General features: G+C 74.4%; 15 protein-coding genes. 8 read left to right on the forward strand and 7 right to left on the reverse strand.

The annotated features are described in order from the left end of the window. Nucleotides 1-70: 70 nt before the first annotated feature. The 3 genes from ACZ5GH_RS01420 (at nt 71) to ACZ5GH_RS01430 (ending at nt 2014) form a co-directional block, all read left to right on the forward strand. Nucleotides 71-685 (forward strand): TetR/AcrR family transcriptional regulator C-terminal domain-containing protein, encoded by a 615-nt coding sequence (locus ACZ5GH_RS01420; protein WP_387755041.1) that lies wholly within the window; start codon nt 71-73, stop codon nt 683-685. 265 nt (nt 686-950) lie between these two features. After that, nucleotides 951-1652 (forward strand): DUF6232 family protein, encoded by a 702-nt coding sequence (locus ACZ5GH_RS01425; protein WP_387755038.1) that lies wholly within the window; start codon nt 951-953, stop codon nt 1650-1652. Further along, nucleotides 1649-2014 carry a hypothetical protein gene (locus tag ACZ5GH_RS01430; RefSeq protein ID WP_464333146.1) on the forward strand — a complete coding sequence of 122 codons (366 nt, stop codon included), beginning with the start codon at nt 1649-1651 and terminating at the stop codon, nt 2012-2014. The genes ACZ5GH_RS01425 and ACZ5GH_RS01430 overlap by 4 nt, the downstream gene beginning before the upstream one ends. A 126-nt stretch (nt 2015-2140) precedes the next feature. Here ACZ5GH_RS01430 and ACZ5GH_RS01435 read toward each other — a convergent pair whose 3' ends face one another. After that, nucleotides 2141-3076 carry a DUF2797 domain-containing protein gene (locus ACZ5GH_RS01435; RefSeq protein ID WP_387755034.1) on the reverse strand — a complete coding sequence of 312 codons (936 nt, stop codon included), beginning with the start codon at nt 3074-3076 and terminating at the stop codon, nt 2141-2143. 213 nt (nt 3077-3289) lie between these two features. On the opposite strand from ACZ5GH_RS01435, the gene ACZ5GH_RS01440 reads away from it, so the two are divergent. The 4 genes from ACZ5GH_RS01440 (at nt 3290) to ACZ5GH_RS01455 (ending at nt 9789) form a co-directional block, all read left to right on the forward strand. Then, complete coding sequence (locus ACZ5GH_RS01440) at nt 3290-3610, forward strand: hypothetical protein (protein WP_387755032.1); 321 nt, start codon at nt 3290-3292, stop codon at nt 3608-3610. Nucleotides 3611-4063: 453 nt separating this feature from the next. Continuing rightward, entirely contained in the window at nt 4064-6184 is a 2121-nt protein-coding gene (locus ACZ5GH_RS01445) for a restriction endonuclease (RefSeq protein WP_464333147.1), read from the forward strand. A gap of 213 nt (nt 6185-6397) precedes the next feature. Further along, complete coding sequence (locus ACZ5GH_RS01450) at nt 6398-7168, forward strand: ABC transporter ATP-binding protein (protein ID WP_464333148.1); 771 nt, start codon at nt 6398-6400, stop codon at nt 7166-7168. Between the two features lie 56 nt (nt 7169-7224). Continuing rightward, complete coding sequence (locus tag ACZ5GH_RS01455; RefSeq protein WP_464333149.1) at nt 7225-9789, forward strand: ABC transporter permease; 2565 nt, start codon at nt 7225-7227, stop codon at nt 9787-9789. A gap of 113 nt (nt 9790-9902) precedes the next feature. Here the strand turns inward: ACZ5GH_RS01455 and ACZ5GH_RS01460 are convergent, their stop codons facing one another. From ACZ5GH_RS01460 to ACZ5GH_RS01480, 5 genes are all read right to left on the reverse strand, one after another. After that, nucleotides 9903-10514 carry a DUF4232 domain-containing protein gene (locus ACZ5GH_RS01460; protein ID WP_464333150.1) on the reverse strand — a complete coding sequence of 204 codons (612 nt, stop codon included), beginning with the start codon at nt 10512-10514 and terminating at the stop codon, nt 9903-9905. Between the two features lie 227 nt (nt 10515-10741). Continuing rightward, nucleotides 10742-11596, reverse strand: coding sequence for an iron uptake transporter permease EfeU (gene efeU, locus ACZ5GH_RS01465; RefSeq protein ID WP_387755019.1), 855 nt, complete (start codon nt 11594-11596; stop codon nt 10742-10744). A 46-nt stretch (nt 11597-11642) separates the two neighbouring features. Further along, the gene (gene efeB, locus ACZ5GH_RS01470) at nt 11643-12944 is read right to left on the reverse strand and encodes an iron uptake transporter deferrochelatase/peroxidase subunit (protein WP_387755017.1); all 1302 of its coding nucleotides are present in this window, start codon (nt 12942-12944) and stop codon (nt 11643-11645) included. A gap of 117 nt (nt 12945-13061) precedes the next feature. After that, nucleotides 13062-14207, reverse strand: a complete 1146-nt coding sequence (gene efeO / locus ACZ5GH_RS01475) for an iron uptake system protein EfeO (RefSeq protein ID WP_387755015.1) — start codon at nt 14205-14207, stop codon at nt 13062-13064. A gap of 130 nt (nt 14208-14337) precedes the next feature. Continuing rightward, on the reverse strand, nt 14338-15162 hold the full coding sequence (locus ACZ5GH_RS01480; RefSeq protein ID WP_464333151.1) for an ABC transporter ATP-binding protein: 825 nt from the start codon (nt 15160-15162) through the stop codon (nt 14338-14340). A gap of 211 nt (nt 15163-15373) precedes the next feature. On the opposite strand from ACZ5GH_RS01480, the gene ACZ5GH_RS01485 reads away from it, so the two are divergent. Next, entirely contained in the window at nt 15374-17470 is a 2097-nt protein-coding gene (locus tag ACZ5GH_RS01485; RefSeq protein WP_464333152.1) for an amino acid adenylation domain-containing protein, read from the forward strand. A 7-nt stretch (nt 17471-17477) separates the two neighbouring features. On the opposite strand, the gene ACZ5GH_RS01490 is transcribed toward ACZ5GH_RS01485, so the two are convergent. Further along, the gene (locus ACZ5GH_RS01490; protein ID WP_387755007.1) at nt 17478-18806 is read right to left on the reverse strand and encodes a hypothetical protein; all 1329 of its coding nucleotides are present in this window, start codon (nt 18804-18806) and stop codon (nt 17478-17480) included. Between the last annotated feature and the right edge of the window lie 7 nt (nt 18807-18813).

Genomic DNA, 18813 nt, shown 5'->3' on the forward strand with positions numbered 1-18813 from the left:
TGCCCGGGCATCCGGGCGCGACTGCTTCTCGGTCACTGACCGAGAAGCTGGGATCCAGTAAACTCGGTCAGTGACCAAGAGGCAATCCGGCGACCGGCTCGACCCGGCCGCAGTGACACGCGCAGGCCTGGAACTCCTGGACGAGAAGGGCCTGGAGGCGGTGACCACCAGAGCGGTCGCCGACCGACTGGGCGTGCGCATGAGCACCGTGCAGTGGCACGTGAAGACCAGGGCCCGGATGGTGGAGCTGATGGCGGACGCCGTCTTCGGCGAGATCCCGCTCACCGGCCTGCCGCCCGCGCCCGAGGAGCGGGTCCGCGAACTGGCCCGCCGCTGCCGCCGCGCCCTGCTGTCCCACCGCGACGGCGCCGCGCTGGTGGTGGGCACCTACGCGGCCGAGCCGAACACCCTGCGCTTCGCCGAACTGCTGGTCGGCGCACTGCTCGACGGCGGCAGGGACGGCCGCGAGGCCTCCTGGACGGCGTGGACGCTGACCTACTTCACCCTCGGCCTGGTCCAGGAGGAGCAGGCCGCCGCCGGCGACCACCCCTGGGGCGACGCCCTCGGCGGCGCCGTCTCCGCGGCCACCCACCCGGCCCTCCACAGCACGCTCCGGCACCTGGCGCCGGACTCGTTCGACGAGCGGTTCGAGTTCGGGATGTCGGCGATCCTCGGGCGAGCGTGACGAACACCCGCGACGGACACCCGGGCCGCGCCGGCCTGCCGCGCCGCGGACCAGGCCGGGGCACCCGCCGCCACTCGGACAGGGGGCCAGGTCCGGTCCGGGTGGGGTCCGAGGCAAGCCGAGCTGACTCACCGTCATCCCGCAGGGTGGTTTGGATCCTGGAAATGACGCGAAGTCAAGCATGGAGTGGCGCAAACGACTTGTGCCGGAGACGGTGCGCTGGTTCATTGGTCGTCGCGCGTTCCGCAGTCTCGGGGGAGCACCCATGCAGCCGACCGATCCCACCCACCCCACCGACCCCGGCCGGACCGGCCGTGTCCCGTACGTTCCACGGCCGCCCGGCGGGCCGCCGACACCGCCCCCGGTCGGTCCGGCACCGCCCGTCGCCCCGCCGACGGCCTACTCCGGTGCCTCCGCCGACAGCTCGGCCACCATCCGGGTCGCCGTCACCAACCGCATCCTCTGGGTCGGGCAGGCGGCCTACCCGCTGGCCAACGTCGCCCGGGTCGGCACCACCCTGATCGTGCCCGGCCGGCGCCGCGCGCTCCTACGGCTGCTCGCCTTCACCCTGGCCGTCCTGGTGGTCGCGTTCGCGATCTCCCAGGCCACCCGGAGCTCGTCGGGCCTGTACGACAGCGGTTCGTCCTCGGGCTCCGGGGCCGGCCCGGTCATCAGCGGGGTGATCACCGTGGGGGTCTACTTCCTGATCTTCACGTGGCCGGTGCTGCGCCGCCCCGACCTGCACGTGCTGACCGTGGACACGGCAGGGCCGCCGACCGCGGTGCTGGCCTGGCTCGTCCCGCAGCCCGCCTTCGAGCTCCAGGCGGCCATCACCCGCGCGATCGAGAACCCGCAGGCCGAGTTCCAGCAGCTCGTCCAGAGCATCACCGTCGACCTGAGGCAGTACCAGTTCGGCGACAGCGTCAACATCTACGGCGGCCAGGGGAACACGGGGGTCAGCAAGTGAACGACGACCAGCGTCCGGACGTGCAGTACGGCGACCGGGTCACGATCCACGGCGGCAGCGGGAACATCGGAATCCAGCACAACAGCGGCCCGGGCGCCGAGGCCCTGCCGCCGGAGGTCGTCGCACTGTTCACCCGGCTCGCCGCGGTGGTCACCGAGCTGGCCCGGGACGGCCGGCTCCCGGAGGCCGACCGGCAGAGCCTCGCGGAGGCCCTGCCGGTGCTGACCAGCCCCGCCGCCGAGGAGCCGAGGAGCCGGCGCAACACCCTGCTCCTGCTGGCCGGTGTGGCCCAGAGCCTCGGCGAGGCCGCGGCGCCCGCGCTGGGCCTGGCGAACCAGCTCCTCGCCCTGCTCAGCGGCTGACCGCAGCGGCGTGGGCCGCCGCCCGGGCCCGGGTGGCGGGTCACGCCGCCCGGGCCCGTCTCGGCGAGGAGGCGTTCCCCTCGCGGGTTTCTGGCGCGACCACCGTGGCCGCAGTGCCTCCGGACGTCAGAACAGCGCCTCCTGGGTGTCCGGCTCCGGCGGACGCAGTCGTTCGTGCAGCGTCAGGCCCTCGGACCCGCGGCCGGTGACCGGGCTGAGCGTCCAGCCGGTGAGCAGCCGGGTGTCCAGCAGCAGCGGGCCGGAGCCGTCCGCCTGGTCGAGGAAGAGGTGCCGGCCCACCGGCGGCCGCAGCCGGCCCGCGACCACCGCGCCGTCGGCCAGTGCGGCGATCTCCCGGTACGCCTCCGGGGCGCCGCCCGCCAGGCCGTAGCGCTCGACGTGGTCGACCACCGGGCGGTCGGCGAGCAGCTCCAGGGCGTGGCCGTCCAGCAGCCGGTGCGCCTGGGCGCGGGCCTCGCCGAGCACCGTACGGCGGTGCTCGGCGTCGCCGTGCGACCACCAGTGCTCGGTCTTGAGCCGGGACTTGAACCGCTCGCGGGCCAGGCCCGAGGCGGCGACGGTGAGTTCGGCGCGCCGGATCGCCGGCAGGGCGCCGCGGGCGGTGAACGCGTAGGCCAGCGCGCCCTGTTCGAGCAGCCGGCTGTCGCCGCGCTGCTCGGCGGTCAGGCCGACCTTGAGCAGGCCCTCGCCGAACCAGGCGAGGTAGAGCAGGTAGGTGCGGCCGTCGTCGAGGATCTGGTCCCGGGCGAGGGCGAGGCCGCGGTCCACGCTCTGGCAGGCCGGGCACTGCGTCGCGCCGCCGCCGGGGTCGACCACCGCGTGGTGCGGGCAGGGCGTGCGCTCCGTCGCCCCGGCGAGCCAGGCCCCGACGCAGCGGCGCGGGCCGCCCAGCAGCCAGCCGACCTCCGCCCCGGGCGTCACGGCGCGCTCGTGCACCTGGGCGCCGCGCGCGGCCCCGAGCACGGCGCGGCCGTCCCGCCAGCTCAGCCCGGTGGAGATCCAGCCGCCCGGGGCGGCCTGCTGCTGCGGGGGGATCGTCACGTCGCTCCTTGCCGTCGGTAGCGGTCGAGACTACCCGGTGGCACCGACAAGGCGCAGGGCCGCCGGCGGAGGCCGCCCGCGCCGGTCGGCGGCCGGGCCCGGTGGAGCGGCGCTCGACGAATGATCGAGTCGACGTGACCACGTCAATTCATCCGGTTAGCGTCCTTCCCAGTGCACTCCCCACGAACGATCCGCTTCGGGAAGGGAACCACCATGCGCATCCTCCAGCGTGTCGCGGCCGCCGCCGGCTCCATCGCCCTCGCCGGCTCCGGCCTGGTCCTGGCCGCCGCGCCCGCGTCGGCCACCACCACCGCACTGAGCTGCAACGCGCCGTCCTACTTCACCGGCAGCGGCGGCCACGCCGGCGCCTCGATCCGGTGCGTCGGCTCGGCCTTCACCGGCCGGATCGTCTGCTACAAGCCGGGCTACGGCAACTACACCCACTACGGCAACCGCGTCGAGTCCGGCGGCACCTCGACCACCTGGTGCGACCTCGGGGCGACCATCCAGAAGGCCGACGCCGTCTCCTCCTGACCCGCGGCACTGATCCGCGGCGCCGACCCCGCGGCGCCGGTCCCGCGACAGCCCGGCTCTCCGGCCGGGTGCGCGACGGCACTGCACGGGAGATCGTGGGCCCGTCCGGCGAGCTTCGCCGGGCGGGCCCACGTCTGCTCTCCGCCCCGGCCCCACGGCCCCGGCCCGCGTCGGCGGACCCGCCACGGCACCTCCCCGCACACCCGCCCCGCCCGCCCCGCCGACCGGCGAAGCGCCCCGTCCCCCTCCCCGACAGGCCGTCAGGTGCACCGCGACCGGGGCCGCCCGCTGCCGGAAGGGCCCGCAGGTCACCGGCGCTTGGCCGGGCGGGGTGTTCACGTTCTATTGTGGCGGGCGCGGTCGGCGGTGCGCCCGGGAGGCGCTGCCGCGCGGCCGCGGTCGGCGCGAGGCGAATGGGGTGGGCGGACGGTGTCGGGGCGGCGGAGCAGCGGGGTGCTGGCGATCTGGGCGGAGGCGCAGCGACAGCAGCAGCGCCGGGAGGAGGCCCGGTGGCGCGCCGAGGCGGCGGAGCAGCGCCGCCGGGAGCGGGAGCAGCGCGAGGCGCAGAAGGCGGCGGTCCGCGGCGAGCGCGAGGCGCAGCGCGCCTACCAGCAGTCGCGGGAGGCGGAGGCGGCCCGGCGGACGGCCGAACTGGACGCCCGGGTGGAGGAGTTGAGGGGGCTGCTGGCCGCCGGGCTGGCCGCGCCGGCGTTCGGTCCGCAGGCCCTGCTGGCGCCGCGGGCGGTGCCGTCGTTCGACCCGGGCCCGCTGGGCGAGCCGGTGCCGATGCCGGACCAGTCCGAGGCGCGGTACTTCGTGCCGCCGCCGGACCCGGTCCAGGCCCGCAACCCGGGGGTGCGGCAGCAGTACGCGCGGTACCTGGCCCAGGCCCGGGCCCGGTTCGAGCAGGACTGGTACGCCGCGCAGGCCCGGGAGGCCGACCGGCAGCACCGGCTGGCCGCGTACCACCAGGAGTACCTGACGCACGTCGAGCGGTCCCGCCGGCAGCAGGAGGAGCTGGCCGCCCGGACCGAGGAGTTGCTGCGCCGGCTGCGGGCGGGTGAGCCGGAGGCGGTGCAGGAGTACTTCACGGCCGGCCTGTACGCCTCGGCGGCCTGGCCGGAGGGCTTCCCGCACCGGCTGGTGGCGGCGTTCGACGCCGGGAGCCGCCAACTGGTGGTGGACTGGGAGCTGCCCGGGCCGGACGTGGTGCCGGCCGCCGCCCGGGTGCGGTACGTGAAGTCGGACGACCGCGAAGCCGAGGTGGCCCGGCCGGCGACGGAGCGCAAGGCGCTGTACCGGGAGGTGCTGGCGCAGTCGGCGCTGCGGGTGGCGGCGGAGCTGTTCCGGGCGGACCGGGACGGGCTGCTGGACTCGGTGGTGCTGAACGGCTTCGTGCTCGGCATCGACCCGGCGACCGGCCGGGAGGCCGAGCGCTTCGTCTCCACCCTGACCGCGACCCGGGCCGGTTTCGCCGCGCTGGCGCTGGACCGGGTGGCGCCGGTGGAGTGCTTCCAGGGCCTGGGCGGCCGGCTGTCGGCGCGCCCGGAGCGGCTGGACGAGGTGCGGCCGGACCGGCGGCCGGAGAGCGTCGGCGGGAGCATGGCCGGGCACGGCGGCGAGGACGAGCCGGACCTGTTCGAGATGGACCCGCTGGAGTTCGAGGACCTGATCGCCGAGCTGTTCCGGCTGCGCGGCTTCAAGGTGATGACCACGGCCCGCAGCGGCGACGTCGGGGTGGACGTGGTGGCCGAGGACCTGGACCCGGTGACCGGCGGCCGGATCGTGATCCAGGCGAAGCGCTACAAGAAGACCGTCCCGCCGACGGCGGTGCGGGACCTGGAGTCCACCGTCCGCCACCACGGCGCCATCAAGGGCATCCTGGTCACCACCGCGGGCTTCGGCCGGGGCTCGTACAGCTACATCGAGGGCAAGCCGCTGACCCTGGTGAGCGGCCCGGAGCTGGTCGCGCTGCTCGCCGAGCAGGGCCTGCGCGGCCGGCTCGGCGGGGGCTCCGCCGCCGCCCCGGCCGCGGCCGAGGCGCCCGCGGAGCCGGGCGGGACCGCCCTGACGGTGAGCTGGCGGAGCCGTACGGCCGGCGGGGACGCGGTGGAGCTGGACGTGACCGCCTTCCTGTGCGGCGCCGGCGGCCGGGTGCTGAGCGACGAGCACTTCGTGTTCTTCAACAGCCCGCAGGACCCGGACGGCGCCGTCCGGCTGCATCCGACCCGGTCGGTGCCGGGCGAGCCGACCCGGGCGGCCCGGCTGGCCCTGGACCTGCACCGGCTGCCGGCCGCCGTCGAGGAGGTGGTGGTCGCGGTCTCCACCGAGGAGGAGGAGCATCCGGCGCTGCCGCTCGGCTACGTGCACGGGCTGGCCCTCGCCGCCGCGTACGGGCCGGGGGCGGGCGGTCCGGCCGCCTGGACGGGCCCGACGGGCGGGGTGCCGGACAGCGCGATGCTGCTCGGGGCCTTCCGCCGGGCGGCCGGCGGCTGGGAGTTCAGCCCGTCCGGGCGGACGGTGGGCGACGGCCTGGCCGGGCTGGCGGCGGCCTTCGGCGTGGCGGTCGAGTAGACGGCCCCGGCCCTGGACCGGTCCGGGACTCGTCCAGGAGCGGCCCGGGACCTTGGACCTCAGGGTTCGGGTCATACCTGAGGAGGAGAGAGCCCCCGCCGCCCCGCCGGGTCGGCGGGGGCCGACCAGCCGCGCGGCATACGCATCGCGTTCGAACAGCTTGGGATGATGGAACGGAGTTGAACATTCCGTTAGTTCGTTCCAGGAGTCCACGTGACGTTCCCCGCAACCGCCGTCCACACCGGCCGGGCGGCCGCCCGAGCCACCGGCCTGAACAAGGTCTACGGGGAGGGAGAGACCCGCGTCGTCGCCCTCGACAACGTCAGCGTGGTCTTCCCCCAGGGCGAGTTCACCGCCATCATGGGCCCCTCCGGCTCCGGCAAGTCCACCCTGATGCACTGCATGGCCGGCCTCGACACCGTCACCTCCGGCTCCTCCACCATCGGCGACACCGAGCTCGTCGGCCTCAAGGACAAGCAGCTCACCCAGCTGCGCCGCGACCACATCGGCTTCATCTTCCAGGCCTTCAACCTGCTCCCCACCCTGACGGCCCTGGAGAACATCACGCTCCCGATGGACATCGCCGGCCGCAAGGTCGACAAGCCCTGGCTGGACCGCGTCGTCGACACCGTCGGCCTCTCCGGCCGCCTCAGCCACCGCCCCTCGCAGCTCTCCGGCGGCCAGCAGCAGCGCGTCGCCTGCGCCCGCGCCCTGGCCGGCAAGCCCGACATCATCTTCGCCGACGAGCCCACCGGGAACCTCGACTCCCGCTCCGGCGCCGAGATCCTCTCCTTCCTGCGCAACTCCGTGCGCGAACTCGGCCAGACCGTCGTCATGGTGACCCACGACCCGGTCGCCGCCTCCTACGCCGACCGCGTCGTCTTCCTCGCCGACGGCCGCATCGTCGACGAACTCCACAACCCCACCGCCGACACCGTCCTGGACCGCATGCGCCGCTTCGACGCCAAGGGCCGCACCAGCTGAGGACCCGGCCCCGAAACGCCACCCGTCCCCGAGTACCCCAGGACTGACGCTCCCCCATGTTCCGCACCGCACTGCGCAATGTGCTCGCCCACAAGGCCCGACTGCTGATGACGGTACTGGCCGTCATGCTCGGCACCGCCTTCGTGGCCGGCACGCTGGTCTTCTCCGACACCGTCGGCAACGCGCTCCGGACCCAGAACTCCAAGAGCTACACCGACATCGCCGTGACGGTCAGCGACCGCGAGGCCGCCGGCTTCGGCTACGACCACGGAGACCGGGCCGTCGACAGCCCGACCCTCACCGAGGAGACCCGTGCCAAGGTCGCCGCGCTGTCCGGCGCCGCCGAGGTCCGCGGCGTGGTCAGCGGCTTCGCCGGCATCGCCGACCGGAAGGGCGCGCTGATCGGCAACGGCTTCTCCACCACCGGCACCAACTACGTGCCGGGCGCCGACGGCACCGACCCGCGCTACCCGCTGGTCGAGGGCCGCGGCCCGAAGGACGCCACCGAGATCGCGCTGGACGCCAGGACCGCCGCCAAGGGCGGCTACCAGGTCGGCGACACCGTCCGGGTCGCCGTCAACGGCCCGGTGATGCAGCTGAAGCTCACCGGCACCGTGCACACCAACGACCCGCGCGTGGTGGCCGGCGGCTCGCTGGCCGCCTTCGACACCGCCACCGCCCAGCGGCTCTACCTGAGCCCGGGCCGCTTCGCCGAGCTGGACGTCAAGGCCCGGCCGGGCACCGACGACGCCGCGCTGCTCACCGCCGTCAGGCAGGCCGTCCCGCAGGGCGACTCCATCGAGGCCAGGACCGGCCGCGAACTCGCCGACGAGCAGGACGAGATGATCAGGAAGGGCACCACCTTCCTGACCACCTTCCTGATGGCCTTCGCCGGCATCGCGCTGTTCGTCGGCGTCTTCATCATCGCCAACACCTTCACCATGCTGGTCGCCCAGCGCACCAAGGAGCTGGCCCTGCTGCGCGCCGTCGGCGCCACCCGCCGCCAGATCACCCGCTCGGTACTGGTCGAGGCGCTGCTGGTCGGCCTGACCGCGTCGGTGACCGGCCTGCTGGCGGGCATCGGCATCGCCGTCGGGCTCAAGTCGCTGCTCAACGGCCCGATGGACGCGAACCTGCCGGACGGCCCGCTGATCGTCGCGCCGGGCACGGTGGTCGCCGCGCTCGCGGTCGGCGTGCTGGTCACGGTACTGGCCGCCTGGCTGCCCGCCCGCCGGGCCTCCCGGATCGCCCCGGTGGCGGCGATGAGCTCGGCCGAGCAGCCCGCCACCCAGAAGGGCCTGCTGGTCCGCAACACCATCGGCCTGCTGTTCTCCCTGGCCGGCCTCGCCGCGCTGGCGGCCGGCGTGGGCGGCAAGGAGGTCAAGCTGGTCGGCGTCGGCGCCGGCGCGCTGCTGATCGGCGTGTTCGTGCTGACCCCGCTGCTGTCCCGACCACTGATCGCCCTGATCGCCCCGCTGCTGCGCACCCTGTACGGCGCCCCGGGCAAGCTGGCCGAGGAGAACGCGATCCGCAACCCGCGCCGCACCGCCGCCACGGCCTCGGCGCTGACCATCGGGGTCACCCTGATCACCTCGCTGACCGTGATCGGCGCCTCGGTGAACGAGGCGGTGGACAAGGCCGCCGCGACCGACCTCAAGGCCGACTACACGGTCGCGATGCAGAACTTCTCCCCGCTCTCCCCCGAGATCGCCACCCAGATCGCCAAGGCGCCCGGCGTCGGCGTGGTGAGCGCCGAGCGCAGCATGTCCGTCCGGACCGGGCCGAACGAGGACGACAGCGAGTGGATCACCGCGGTGGACGCCGCGACCATCGACCAGCTGGCCACCGTCAAGGTCACCGAAGGCTCCGCGGACGCCCTCCGGCAGGGCAGGCTCCTGGTCAGTTCGGGCCGCGCCGAGCAGGCCGGGTACAAGGTCGGCGACACCCTCGCCGTCACCTACCCGGACGGCGTCAAGGGCTCGCTGACCGTCGGCGGCATCCTGGAGGCCAACACCGCGCTGGCCTCGATCGTCGCCCCGGAGGCCGTGGTCGGCCCGCACGCCAAGCCCGGCTCCGGGCTGGAGAAGGTCCTGGTCAAGGGCACGGACGGCGCCACCCCCGAGCTGAAGCAGGCGCTGCGCGACGCGTCCGGCGGCAACCCGCTGATCGCGGTCAAGGGCGAGAAGGAGATCAAGGCGGAGAACCGCAAGATGGTCACCGGGATCCTGAACATGATGTACGGGCTGCTCGGCATGTCCGTGGTCATCGCGGTGCTCGGCGTGGTCAACACCATGGCGATGTCGGTGTTCGAGCGCCGCCGGGAGATCGGCATGCTGCGGGCGATCGGCCTGGACCGGCTCGGCATCCGTCGGATGGTCCGCCTGGAGTCGCTGCTGATCGCGCTGTTCGGCGGGCTGGTGGGCGTCGGCCTCGGCGTCCTGGTCGCCTGGGCGGGCGTGCGCACGCTGGCGGACAGTCTGAAGGACATCACCACCGTGGTGCCGCCGGTGCAGATCGCCGGCTTCCTGCTCGCCGCCGCCGTGATCGGCCTGCTGGCCGCGCTCTGGCCGGCCCACCGGGCGGCGAAGCTGGACGTCCTGGACTCGATCAAGAGCCAGTAGCGGTCCGGGAGGACGGAGCCGGGAGCCCCCGGGGCGGTTTCGAGGAACCGCCCCGGGGGCTCCGGCGCGTCGTGGGTCGCAAGGCGTCGTCGAACGGCGTCAGCCGAGCGGCGTCAGTTGAACAGGACCTTCTCGTTGTTCGGCTGCAAGGTGCCGGTGGTCAGCCCGGCGGCCGAGACCAGCAGCTGGCCGGCCGGCTTGCCGTCGGTGCCGAGCACGTCGGCGGTGACCGGCGCGGTCTCGTCCGGCAGGGTGACCTGGAGGCCGGTGAGCACGTGGCAGCCGGCGTCCGCCTTGTCGCAGGCGGTCCACTTGAGGCCCGCGTAGCCGGACTTGTTGGGCTTCAGAGTGGTCAGCACCGCCGGCCCGGGGTGTGCCTCGCGGTTGGCCGACAGCGCGTCCGCGCTGTTGTCGGCCTTCAGCCCGCCGAAGCCCGGGTAACCGTACAGGGTGCAGTTGTGGTCGCTCTTGTTCTTGATCGTCAGCATGGCCGAGCCCGCGCCCTTGATCTGCACGGTGGCGGTGACCTCGTCGCTCTTGCACCGCGAACCGGCCGCCTGGCCGGCCATCGGGTCACCGGGGACGGTGGCCCCGGCGGCGCTCGCCTTCGGGTCGCCCGGCTTGTCGTCCGTGTACTTCACGTCGTCGCACGCGGTGAGCAGAACCGTCGCCGCGAGGGCGGCGACACCGGCGGCGACTAACCTGGCAGGCCTGCGAACGGTCATGATCCCCCCATGGGTGGGTAATGGCATGGAGCTGTCACCCTTAGTACGAAGGCCGTGGCGGAACGGTTCCACTGGGGCTGCAGATTGTCAGAGCTGACCGTTTTCGTCGCTTTCCTGACTTGTTTCGGCCGGGACTGGCCGGAACTGGCGGGAATGGGCGCCGGCTCGACGAAAACCGCCCCGCCCGGCGGCTGCCGGGCGGGGCGGTGAGGGGTCGAATCCGGGTGTCAGGAGGCCGACTTGGCGGCCGCCCGCGGAGCCGGCTCGGGCCGGCCGCCGCCGAAGAGGTTGAAGAGGTTGAAGAACACCGCCAGCGTGGGCAGCAGGTAGGCCAGCCAGACCACCAGCTGCAGCACCGTCGGGTCCGGCTGGAAGTTGAACACGCCCTTCAGCAGGGTGCCGTACCAGCTGTCCTTGGGAACCGCGCTGGAGATGTCGAAGGCCAGGCTGTGCAGACCGGGCAGCCAGCCGGCCTCCTGGAGGTCGTGCACGCCGTAGGCGAGCACCCCGGCCGCGACCACGACCAGCATCGCGCCGGTCCAGGTGAAGAACTTGGCCAGGTTGATCTTCAGCGCGCCCCGGTAGAACAGCCAGCCGAGCACCACCGAGGTGAGCAGGCCGAGCGCGGCGCCGACCAGCGGGTTCCAGCCGTCGTCGGTGGCCTGCACGGCCGACCAGATGAACAGCGCGGTCTCCAGGCCCTCGCGGCCGACGGCCAGGAAGGAGGTGACCACCAGGGCCGTGGTGCCCATCGCGAGCGCCGCGTCCAGCTTGCCGTGCAGCTCGGTCTTCAGGTGCCGGGCGGTGCGGCGCATCCAGAACACCATCCAGGTCACCAGGCCGACCGAGACGATCGACAGGGTGCCGCCGAGCGCCTCCTGGGCCTCGAAGGTGAGCTGCGAGGAGCCGAACTGGAGCACCGCGCCGAAGGCCATGGAGAGCGCCACGGCCGAGGCGACGCCGATCCACACCGGCGGCAGCTTGTCCTTGCGGTCGGTCTTGACCAGGTAGGCGATCAGGATGCAGACGACCAGGCTGGCTTCGAGGCCTTCGCGCAGGCCGATCAGGTAGTTGCCGAACACGCGGGCTCCCGGGGTGTCGAGGTGGTACGAGGGGGTCGGGCGGGGATCAGCCGAAGAGGGCCTGGCCCCACCACTCCCCCGGCTTGCGCACGCCCGCGGGGCAGGCGAAGTGGGCGGAACCGACGTGCTGGATGTACTCGTTGAGCTTGTCGCTCGCCGCCAGGCGGTTCTGCAGCGGGACGAAGGCCTTGCGGGTGTCGCGCTGGTAGGCGAGGAAGAACAGCCCCGCGTCCAGGCGGCCGAGGCCGTCGGTGCCGTCGGTGAAGGAGAAGCCGCGGCGCAGGATCATCAGGCCGTTGTTGGCGTCCGGGTGGGCGAGCGCGACGTGCGAGTCCGCGGGCATCGCCTTGAGGTCCGGCGCGTCGTGCTCCTTGGCCTTGCCGTACGGCGCGCCCTCGCCCTTGGTGCGGCCGAAGACGTCCTCCTGCTCCTTGAGCCCGGTGCGGTCCCAGGTCTCGATGTGCATCCGGATCCGCCGGGCGACCAGGTAGGAGCCGCCGGTCATCCACTCCGGGCCGTCGCCGGGGGCGGCCCAGACGTGGTCGGCCAGCTTCGCGGTGTCGGTGCCCGCGATGTTGTGGGTGCCGTCCTTGAACCCCATCAGGTTGCGCGGGGTCTGCGCGTCCGGGGTGGTCGAGGAGGTCTTGCCGAAGCCGAGCTGCGACCAGCGGATGTTGACGGTGCCCATGCCGATCCGGGCCAGGTTGCGGATCGCGTGCACGGCGACCTGCGGGTCGTCCGCGCAGGCCTGGACGCAGAGGTCGCCGCCGCTGCGGGCCGGGTCGAGCTTGTCGCCCTTGAAGTTCGGCAGGTCGATCAGGGCCTCGGGGCGCTTGGCCAGGAGGCCGAAGCGGTCCACGCCGTCCTTCTCGAACAGGCTCGGCCCGAAGCCGATGGTCAGGGTGAGCCGGGAGGCGGGCAGGCCGAGGGCCTCGCCGGTGTCGTCCGGCGGCGCCTGCGCCGAGTCGGGCACCGCGCCGGTGCCGACCTCGCGCCCGCCGGTCATCGCGGCGGCCGCCTTGGTCCACTCCTTGAGCATCTTGACCAGGGAGTCCCGGGTGGCCTTCTCGGAGACGTCGAAGGCGGCGAAGTGCAGCCGGTCCTGGACCGGGGTGGAGATGCCCGCCTGGTGCTCCCCGTAGAACGGCACCTCGGCGCCGACCGGCGCGGCCACCGGGACGGCGTCGTCCTGGCGGGTCGCCGCGGCGACCGAGCCGACGGCGGCGGCGCCGAGCGCGACGCCCGCCCCGGCCCAGCCGATGACGGCGCGCCGGCTGACCGCGCCCCTGCTCTCGGTGGCGTCCGGGGTGGCCGGCGTCCCGTTCTGCTGCTCGTGCTCCGTGTCCATCGGCGGGCGGGCCCTTCTACTGTGCCGGTCTTCTGCGCTGACCCACGGAGGCCGTGGCGGCCGGATCGCGGGCCGCCACGGCGTCGGTGGGGGTGGTGCTGCGGGTGGGTGCGGCCGTTACTTGACGACCACGGCGGCGGCCAGCTTCGACAGCGGCTCGCCCAGCGAGTTGACCGCGTCGGAGAAGGTCTTGCGCTCGGCCTCGGTGACCTTGTCGTAGGAGGTGAAGGAGCCGTCGGCCTGCTTGTACTTGGCCAGCAGGGTGTTGATGGCGGTGAACTCGGAGTCCAGCGTCTTCGCCAGCTCCGCGTCCTTCTCGGAGGCGACCGGCTTCAGCAGCTCGTAGGCCTTCTGCGCGCCCTCGACGTTGGCCTGGAAGTCGGCCAGGTCGGTGTGGCTGTAGCGGTCCTCCTCACCGGTGATCTTGTTGGTGGCGACCTCGTCCAGCAGCTCCTTGGCACCGTTGGCCATGCTGGTCGCGGTGATCTCGGCCTCGGGGATCTTCTTCTGCCAGTCCTTGAGGTCCGCGACCAGCTGGTCGGCGAGCTTCTTCTCGTCGTCGCCGATCTTCGCGTCGGCCCAGAGCGACTTCTCCAGCTTGTGCCAGCCGGTCCACTCCTGGCCCTGCTCCAGCTTGTCCTCGCGGGTGTCGGTCTTCGGGTCGACGTCGCCGAAGCTCTCGGCGACCGGCTCGGTGCGCTCCCAGCCGGTGCGCGAGGGCGCGTACAGCGACTTGGCCTTCTCCACGTCGCCCGCCTTGATCGCGGCGGCGAAGGCCTCGACGGCCGGGATGGTGGCGTCGGCCTGCTCCTGGGCGTACGTGCGGTAGGAGTCGACGGCGGCGGCCAGGCGCGGGTCGGTCGGCGCGGCGCTGCCGCCCGCGCCGGTGACGGTGACCTTCTGGCGGATGCCGTCGCCGACCATGCCGGGCTTGCAGGCGATCTCGTACGAGCCGGCCTTGATCTCGGCGTTGATGCTGGCCTTGGTGCCGGGGCCGATGTTCTCCCGCTCGGTGACGATCTTGTCGCCCTCGCCGTAGACGTAGACCTCGGTGGTCTTGGAGCCCTTGTTGCTGATGTCCAGCACGACGTGGCCGGCCGGGAAGCTGGTCCTGGAGACCTCGCAGGCGGTGTCGGTCGCGTTCACCTTGACCGCGTCGGAGGCGGCCTTGTCGTCCTTCTTGGACGAGCATCCGGCCAGGGTTGCGGTCGCCACGGCGAGGGTGAGCAGCGCTGCTGCGGTGGAACGGCGACGGGCGGACATGCGGGCTCCAACGGAAAAGGGCATGGGGGTGCCGAGGCAGTGCGGTCGACTGGCGGGCCAGCCGACCATCATTAGCTAAGGCATACCTTACGTACAGACGATTTTCAGTCCATACCCACCCCCGGAACCGTTACCTTCCCGGTGTACGGCGGGCGGCCGCCCGGGCCGTCCAGCGGCCCTCGTGCCGACTGATCCGGATCGGGTGGCCGAAGGTCTCGCTGATCAGCTCCGTGGTCATCACCTCCGCCACCGGCCCGGCCGCGACGCACTCGCCGCCGCGCAGCAGCAGGGCGTGGGTGGTGCTCTCCGGCAGCTCCTCCAGGTGGTGGGTGACCAGCACGCTGGCCAGTTCCGGGTGCTGGTGGCGCAGCAGGTCCAGGCTGTCCAGCAGCAGTTCGCGGGCGGTCAGGTCGAGGCCGGTGGCGGGCTCGTCGAGCAGCAGCAGCCGGGGACTGGGCATCAGCGCGCGGGCGATCAGGGCCCGGCCGCGCTCGCCCTGGGACAGCGTGGTCCAGGCGGCCTCGGCCATCGCGCGCATGCCGAGGGTGTCGATCAGCAGCTCGGCCCGCTCCAGGGCCTCCGGGGCCGGCTTGCGGTGGAACTCCGGCTCGATGGTGTTGGTGTGCCCGGTGAGCACGACCTCGCGCACCGTCAGCGGCGAGCGCAGCGGGTGGCGCGGGTTGACGTGCCCGAGGTGGGCGCGCAGTTCCCGGACGTCCACCCGGCCGAGCCGGCGGCCGAGCACGTCCACCTCGCCCCGGGTCGGGTGGGAGACCGCGCCGAGCAGCGCGAGCAGGGTGGACTTGCCCGCGCCGTTGGGGCCGAGCAGCGCCCAGTGCTCGCCGGGGCGGATCTCCAGGGTGATCCCGCGCAGCAGGTGGCGGCCGTCGCGCACGACGTCGACGTCCCGGGTGCGCAGCAGCGGCCCGGCGGCGTCGGGGGCGGATGAGTTCATGGGGCTCCGATCGCGGCGTCGGACGGGGTGTGCGGGCGGGGCGCCGCACGCAAGGCGGGGTGGCGGGCCGGCGCCGTCCGTCCGCGTGCAGAGTACAACCGTCGCCCGGGGGCGGGCCCGGACGTCCGAGGGATGGACGCGCCAGGACCCTGTTGCCCGGCGGGAGTTGGTAGGAGGATCGTGCCTCCGAGGGGAACAGGGGGAGACGACGATGACCGAGGAGCGGGCCGACACCCTGCACGCGCTGGTCGAACTGCGGGCCCGCCGGGCGCCGGAGGCGGTGGCCGTGCGCTGCGGCGAGCGGGAGCTGGGTTACCGGGAACTGGACGAGCGGGCCGGGCGGCTGGCCGCCGTGCTGACGGAGCGGGGCCTGGCCCCGGGCGGCCGCGCGGTGGTCGCCCTGGGCCGGGGCACCGAGGTGTACGTGGCGCTGCTGGCCGTGCTGAAGGCGGGCGCGGCGTTCGTACCGCTGGAGCCGACCGCGCCGGACGCGCTGCTGCGGCACGTGCTGGCGGACGCCGCGCCGGACGTGGTGGTCACCGAGAAGCGCCACCGCGGCCGGCTGGCGGACGCCGGCGGGGCACGGTTGGTCTGCGTCGACGCGGCCGCCCCCGCGACGGCCCCGTTCGAGCCGCCCGAGACCTCCTCCGCGGACCTCGCCTGCGTCCTCTACACCTCCGGCTCCACCGGCCTGCCCGTCGGCGCGCTGATCGAGCACCGCAACCTGCTGGCCGCGTACGAGGGCTGGCGCGAGGTGTACGGGCTCACCGCCGAGGACCGGATCCTGCAGACCGCGAGCCTGGAGTTCGACGTCTTCACCGCCGACTGGGTCCGCGCCCTCGGCACCGGCGCCACCCTGGTCGTCACCCCGTTCAACCTCGCCCTGGACCGCGCCGCCGACCTCGGCGCGCTGCCCGCCCTGGTCGCCGCCGAGCGGATCACCGTCCTGGAGCTGAACGTCCGCACCGCGCGCCGGCTGACCGCGCTGCTGGCGCGGACCGGCGACGGGCTGCCCGGGGTGCGGCTGCTCACCGTGGGCGCCGAGAAGTGGTACCTGGACGAGCAGTCGGGCCTGCAGCGGCTGCTCGGCGAGCGGACCAGGGTGCTGAACGTCTACGGCCTGGCCGAGGCCACCGTGGACAGCACCTGGTTCGACGCCCGGGGCACGGCCGCCGCCGACGGCGCCGAGCGGGTCTCGCTGGTCGGCCGGCCCTTCCCCGGCACCCGGGTGTACGTGCTGGGGCCGGAGGGCACGCCGCTGCCGCGCGGGCGGTTCGGCGAGATCGCGATCGGCGGCGCCGGCCTGGCCCGCGGCTACCTGAACCGGCCCGCGGACACCGCCCGCGGCTTCGTCCTGGCGGACTTCGACCCGGACGGGCGGGTGCTGCTGACCGGCGACGTCGGGCGGCTGCGGGACGACGGCGTGCTGGAGTTCACCGCCCGGGCGGCGACGGTGGTCGGGCCGCTCGGCCCCCGGCCGGTCGGCACGGTGCTCCCGCTGGTCCGGGCGGCGGCGCGGGCCGAGGGCGTGCTGCGCGGCCACCCGGGGGTCCGCGAGGCGGCCGTCGTCCAGGTGGAGCCCCGACCGGGCAAGCGGCAGCTGGTCGGCTACGCGGTGACCGAGCCGGGCTGGGACGGGACGGACGGCTGGTCGCTCTCCCAGTACCTGGGGAGGCGGCTCCAGGGCCGGTCGGTGCCCGCCGCCGTCGTCCCGGTGCCCGAGCTGCCGCGCACCCGGGCGGGCAAGCTGGACCGCGCGGCGCTGCCGCTGCCCGCCCCGCCGGGGCACACCGCCGCGCGTCCGGGCGGGTCGGCGGGGGCGAAGGGCGGTCAGCGCCGTAGCGGCGGCAAGGCCGGGGGCGCGGGCGGCGGCGCGGACGAGTCCCTGGGCTGCGCGGCGGCCCTGCTGGTGGCCCTCGGGGCGCTGTTCGCCTGGCTGACCACCGACGTGTTCTTCCCCGGCGCCACCGATCTCGGCGGCGTGCCGCCCGGCTACCGGGCCGGCTTCCGGTTGCTGTACCTGTGCGAGAACCTGGCGTTCGGCGCCGGGGTGGCCTTCCTGGTGCTCGGCTTCCCGGCGGTGCTGCGCCAGGGCCGGTCGTTCGGACTGTCGCTGCTCGCCCACCTCTCGGTGGGCTGGCTGCTGGTCTCCTGGTGGCCGCAGGACAACCTCTACCGGCTCACAGCGGCGACGGACTGGCCGCGCCAGACGGCCATGGTGTTCGCCTTCAACGTCCCGTTGATGCTGGCGGCGGTCGTCCTGGTGGTCTTCCTGTTGCGCAAACCTCGTACGTCCAAAGGCAGGTGACGGTTCGTCAGCGGAGCGCCTCGAAGATCCCGGCCAGCGCGTGGTGGCCCGCCGCGACCAGGGCCTCGGCGGCGTCCAGCGCCTCGGTGTCCGGCCCGGCGAGGGCGAGGCCGACGGTGGGTTCGGGCTCGCGGCCTGCGGTCGGGATCAGCGGCAGCAGGGTGACCCCGAGCCGGGCGCAGCGCGGCCGCAGCCGTTCCAGGTGGTCGTGCAGCGCGCCCTGGCCGAGCCGGGCGCCGAGCGGCATCGCGTCCAGGGTGCGCACCAGGTGGCCCGGGCCGCGCACCCGGTCCAGGCGGGCGCGCAGCATCAGGGCGACGGCCGGGCCGGTGAGCCGCAGGTTGATCTCGGTGGGGGCGAGCCGGCGCTCCCGGTCGGTGACGAAGTCGACGTCGTACCAGCCGCGGTAGCCCTCGGCGGCCAGCCGCTCCCCCACCGCCAGGGTGAACCGGCGGGCGGTGGCGGCGGCGCCCCGCGGCACCGCGCCGGGGCCGACGGTGACGCCCCGGTAGCGGGTGCCGGCCACGTCCATGGCGCCCGCGCCGACCGGGTGGACGGTGCCGTCCGGCCCCACCAGGGCGTCGTAGGTGAGGTCGCGCAGCCGGGCGGCCGGGCCCGGGTCCACGTACTCCTCCAGCAGCAGCGGGCCGTCGGACGGCAGGTCTCCGGTCCGGACCAGCCGCCGCAGCAGGGCCCCGCCGCCGCCCGCGGCGAACAGGTCGGCGGGCTCCACCACGACCGTGCCGTGGCCGCCGACGCCGTACGGGCTCTTCAGCACCGTGGTCAGCCCGCGCACGGCGCGGGCGGTCAGCCGGCGGGCGGCCCGGCGCCGGCCGTCCGGGCGCTCCTGGTGCGGCAGGCGGATGCCGGGGTGCCCGGGGGCGAGGGCGGCGAACAGGTCGTGGGCGGCGGCCTTGGACTCGAAGCGGCGGACGGCGGCGAGCTCGGGCCCCTCGCCCTGCGCGGCCGTCCGGCCCCAACCCACTACCGGGCGGCCGGAGTCGGCGATCCGCGCCGCCAGCGCCGGGCGGTCGGCGAGGGCCTCGGCCACCGTCCGGTCCGGGGCCACGCCGGCGTGCACCTCGACCGGGCCCCAGGCCAACTCCCGGGCCAGCCAGTCGGTCCACTCCGGGGCGACCTCGGCGGGCAGCACCAGCACGGCCGGTTCGGGGCTGTAGCCCACGGCCAGACAGGCGTAGTGGTGGGCCTGCCGCAGCCGCCGTAGGCGCCGCGCCGGGTCCGTGCCGGGGGCGAGGAACTGGGCGTCGAAGTCCGCCACGTCGCCCACGTGGACCGCCGCCCGGCCGCCGGTCCAGGCCCCCACCCATCCGTCCATGGGGCGG

The sequence above is a fragment of the Kitasatospora sp. Xyl93 genome (assembly GCF_055383135.1).

Bases quoted from the DNA above. Each gene is read 5' to 3' on its own strand.
- ACZ5GH_RS01460 (WP_464333150.1), bottom strand. From the start codon at position 10,514: ATGACCGTTCGCAGGCCTGCCAGGTTAGTCGCCGCCGGTGTCGCCGCC.
- efeB (WP_387755017.1), bottom strand. From the start codon at position 12,944: ATGGACACGGAGCACGAGCAGCAGAACGGGACGCCGGCCACCCCGGAC.
- ACZ5GH_RS01440 (WP_387755032.1), top strand. From the start codon at position 3,290: ATGCGCATCCTCCAGCGTGTCGCGGCCGCCGCCGGCTCCATCGCCCTC.
- ACZ5GH_RS01490 (WP_387755007.1), bottom strand. From the start codon at position 18,806: ATGGACGGATGGGTGGGGGCCTGGACCGGCGGCCGGGCGGCGGTCCAC.
- efeO (WP_387755015.1), bottom strand. From the start codon at position 14,207: ATGTCCGCCCGTCGCCGTTCCACCGCAGCAGCGCTGCTCACCCTCGCC.
- ACZ5GH_RS01455 (WP_464333149.1), top strand. From the start codon at position 7,225: ATGTTCCGCACCGCACTGCGCAATGTGCTCGCCCACAAGGCCCGACTG.
- ACZ5GH_RS01485 (WP_464333152.1), top strand. From the start codon at position 15,374: ATGACCGAGGAGCGGGCCGACACCCTGCACGCGCTGGTCGAACTGCGG.
- ACZ5GH_RS01480 (WP_464333151.1), bottom strand. From the start codon at position 15,162: ATGAACTCATCCGCCCCCGACGCCGCCGGGCCGCTGCTGCGCACCCGG.
- ACZ5GH_RS01425 (WP_387755038.1), top strand. From the start codon at position 951: ATGCAGCCGACCGATCCCACCCACCCCACCGACCCCGGCCGGACCGGC.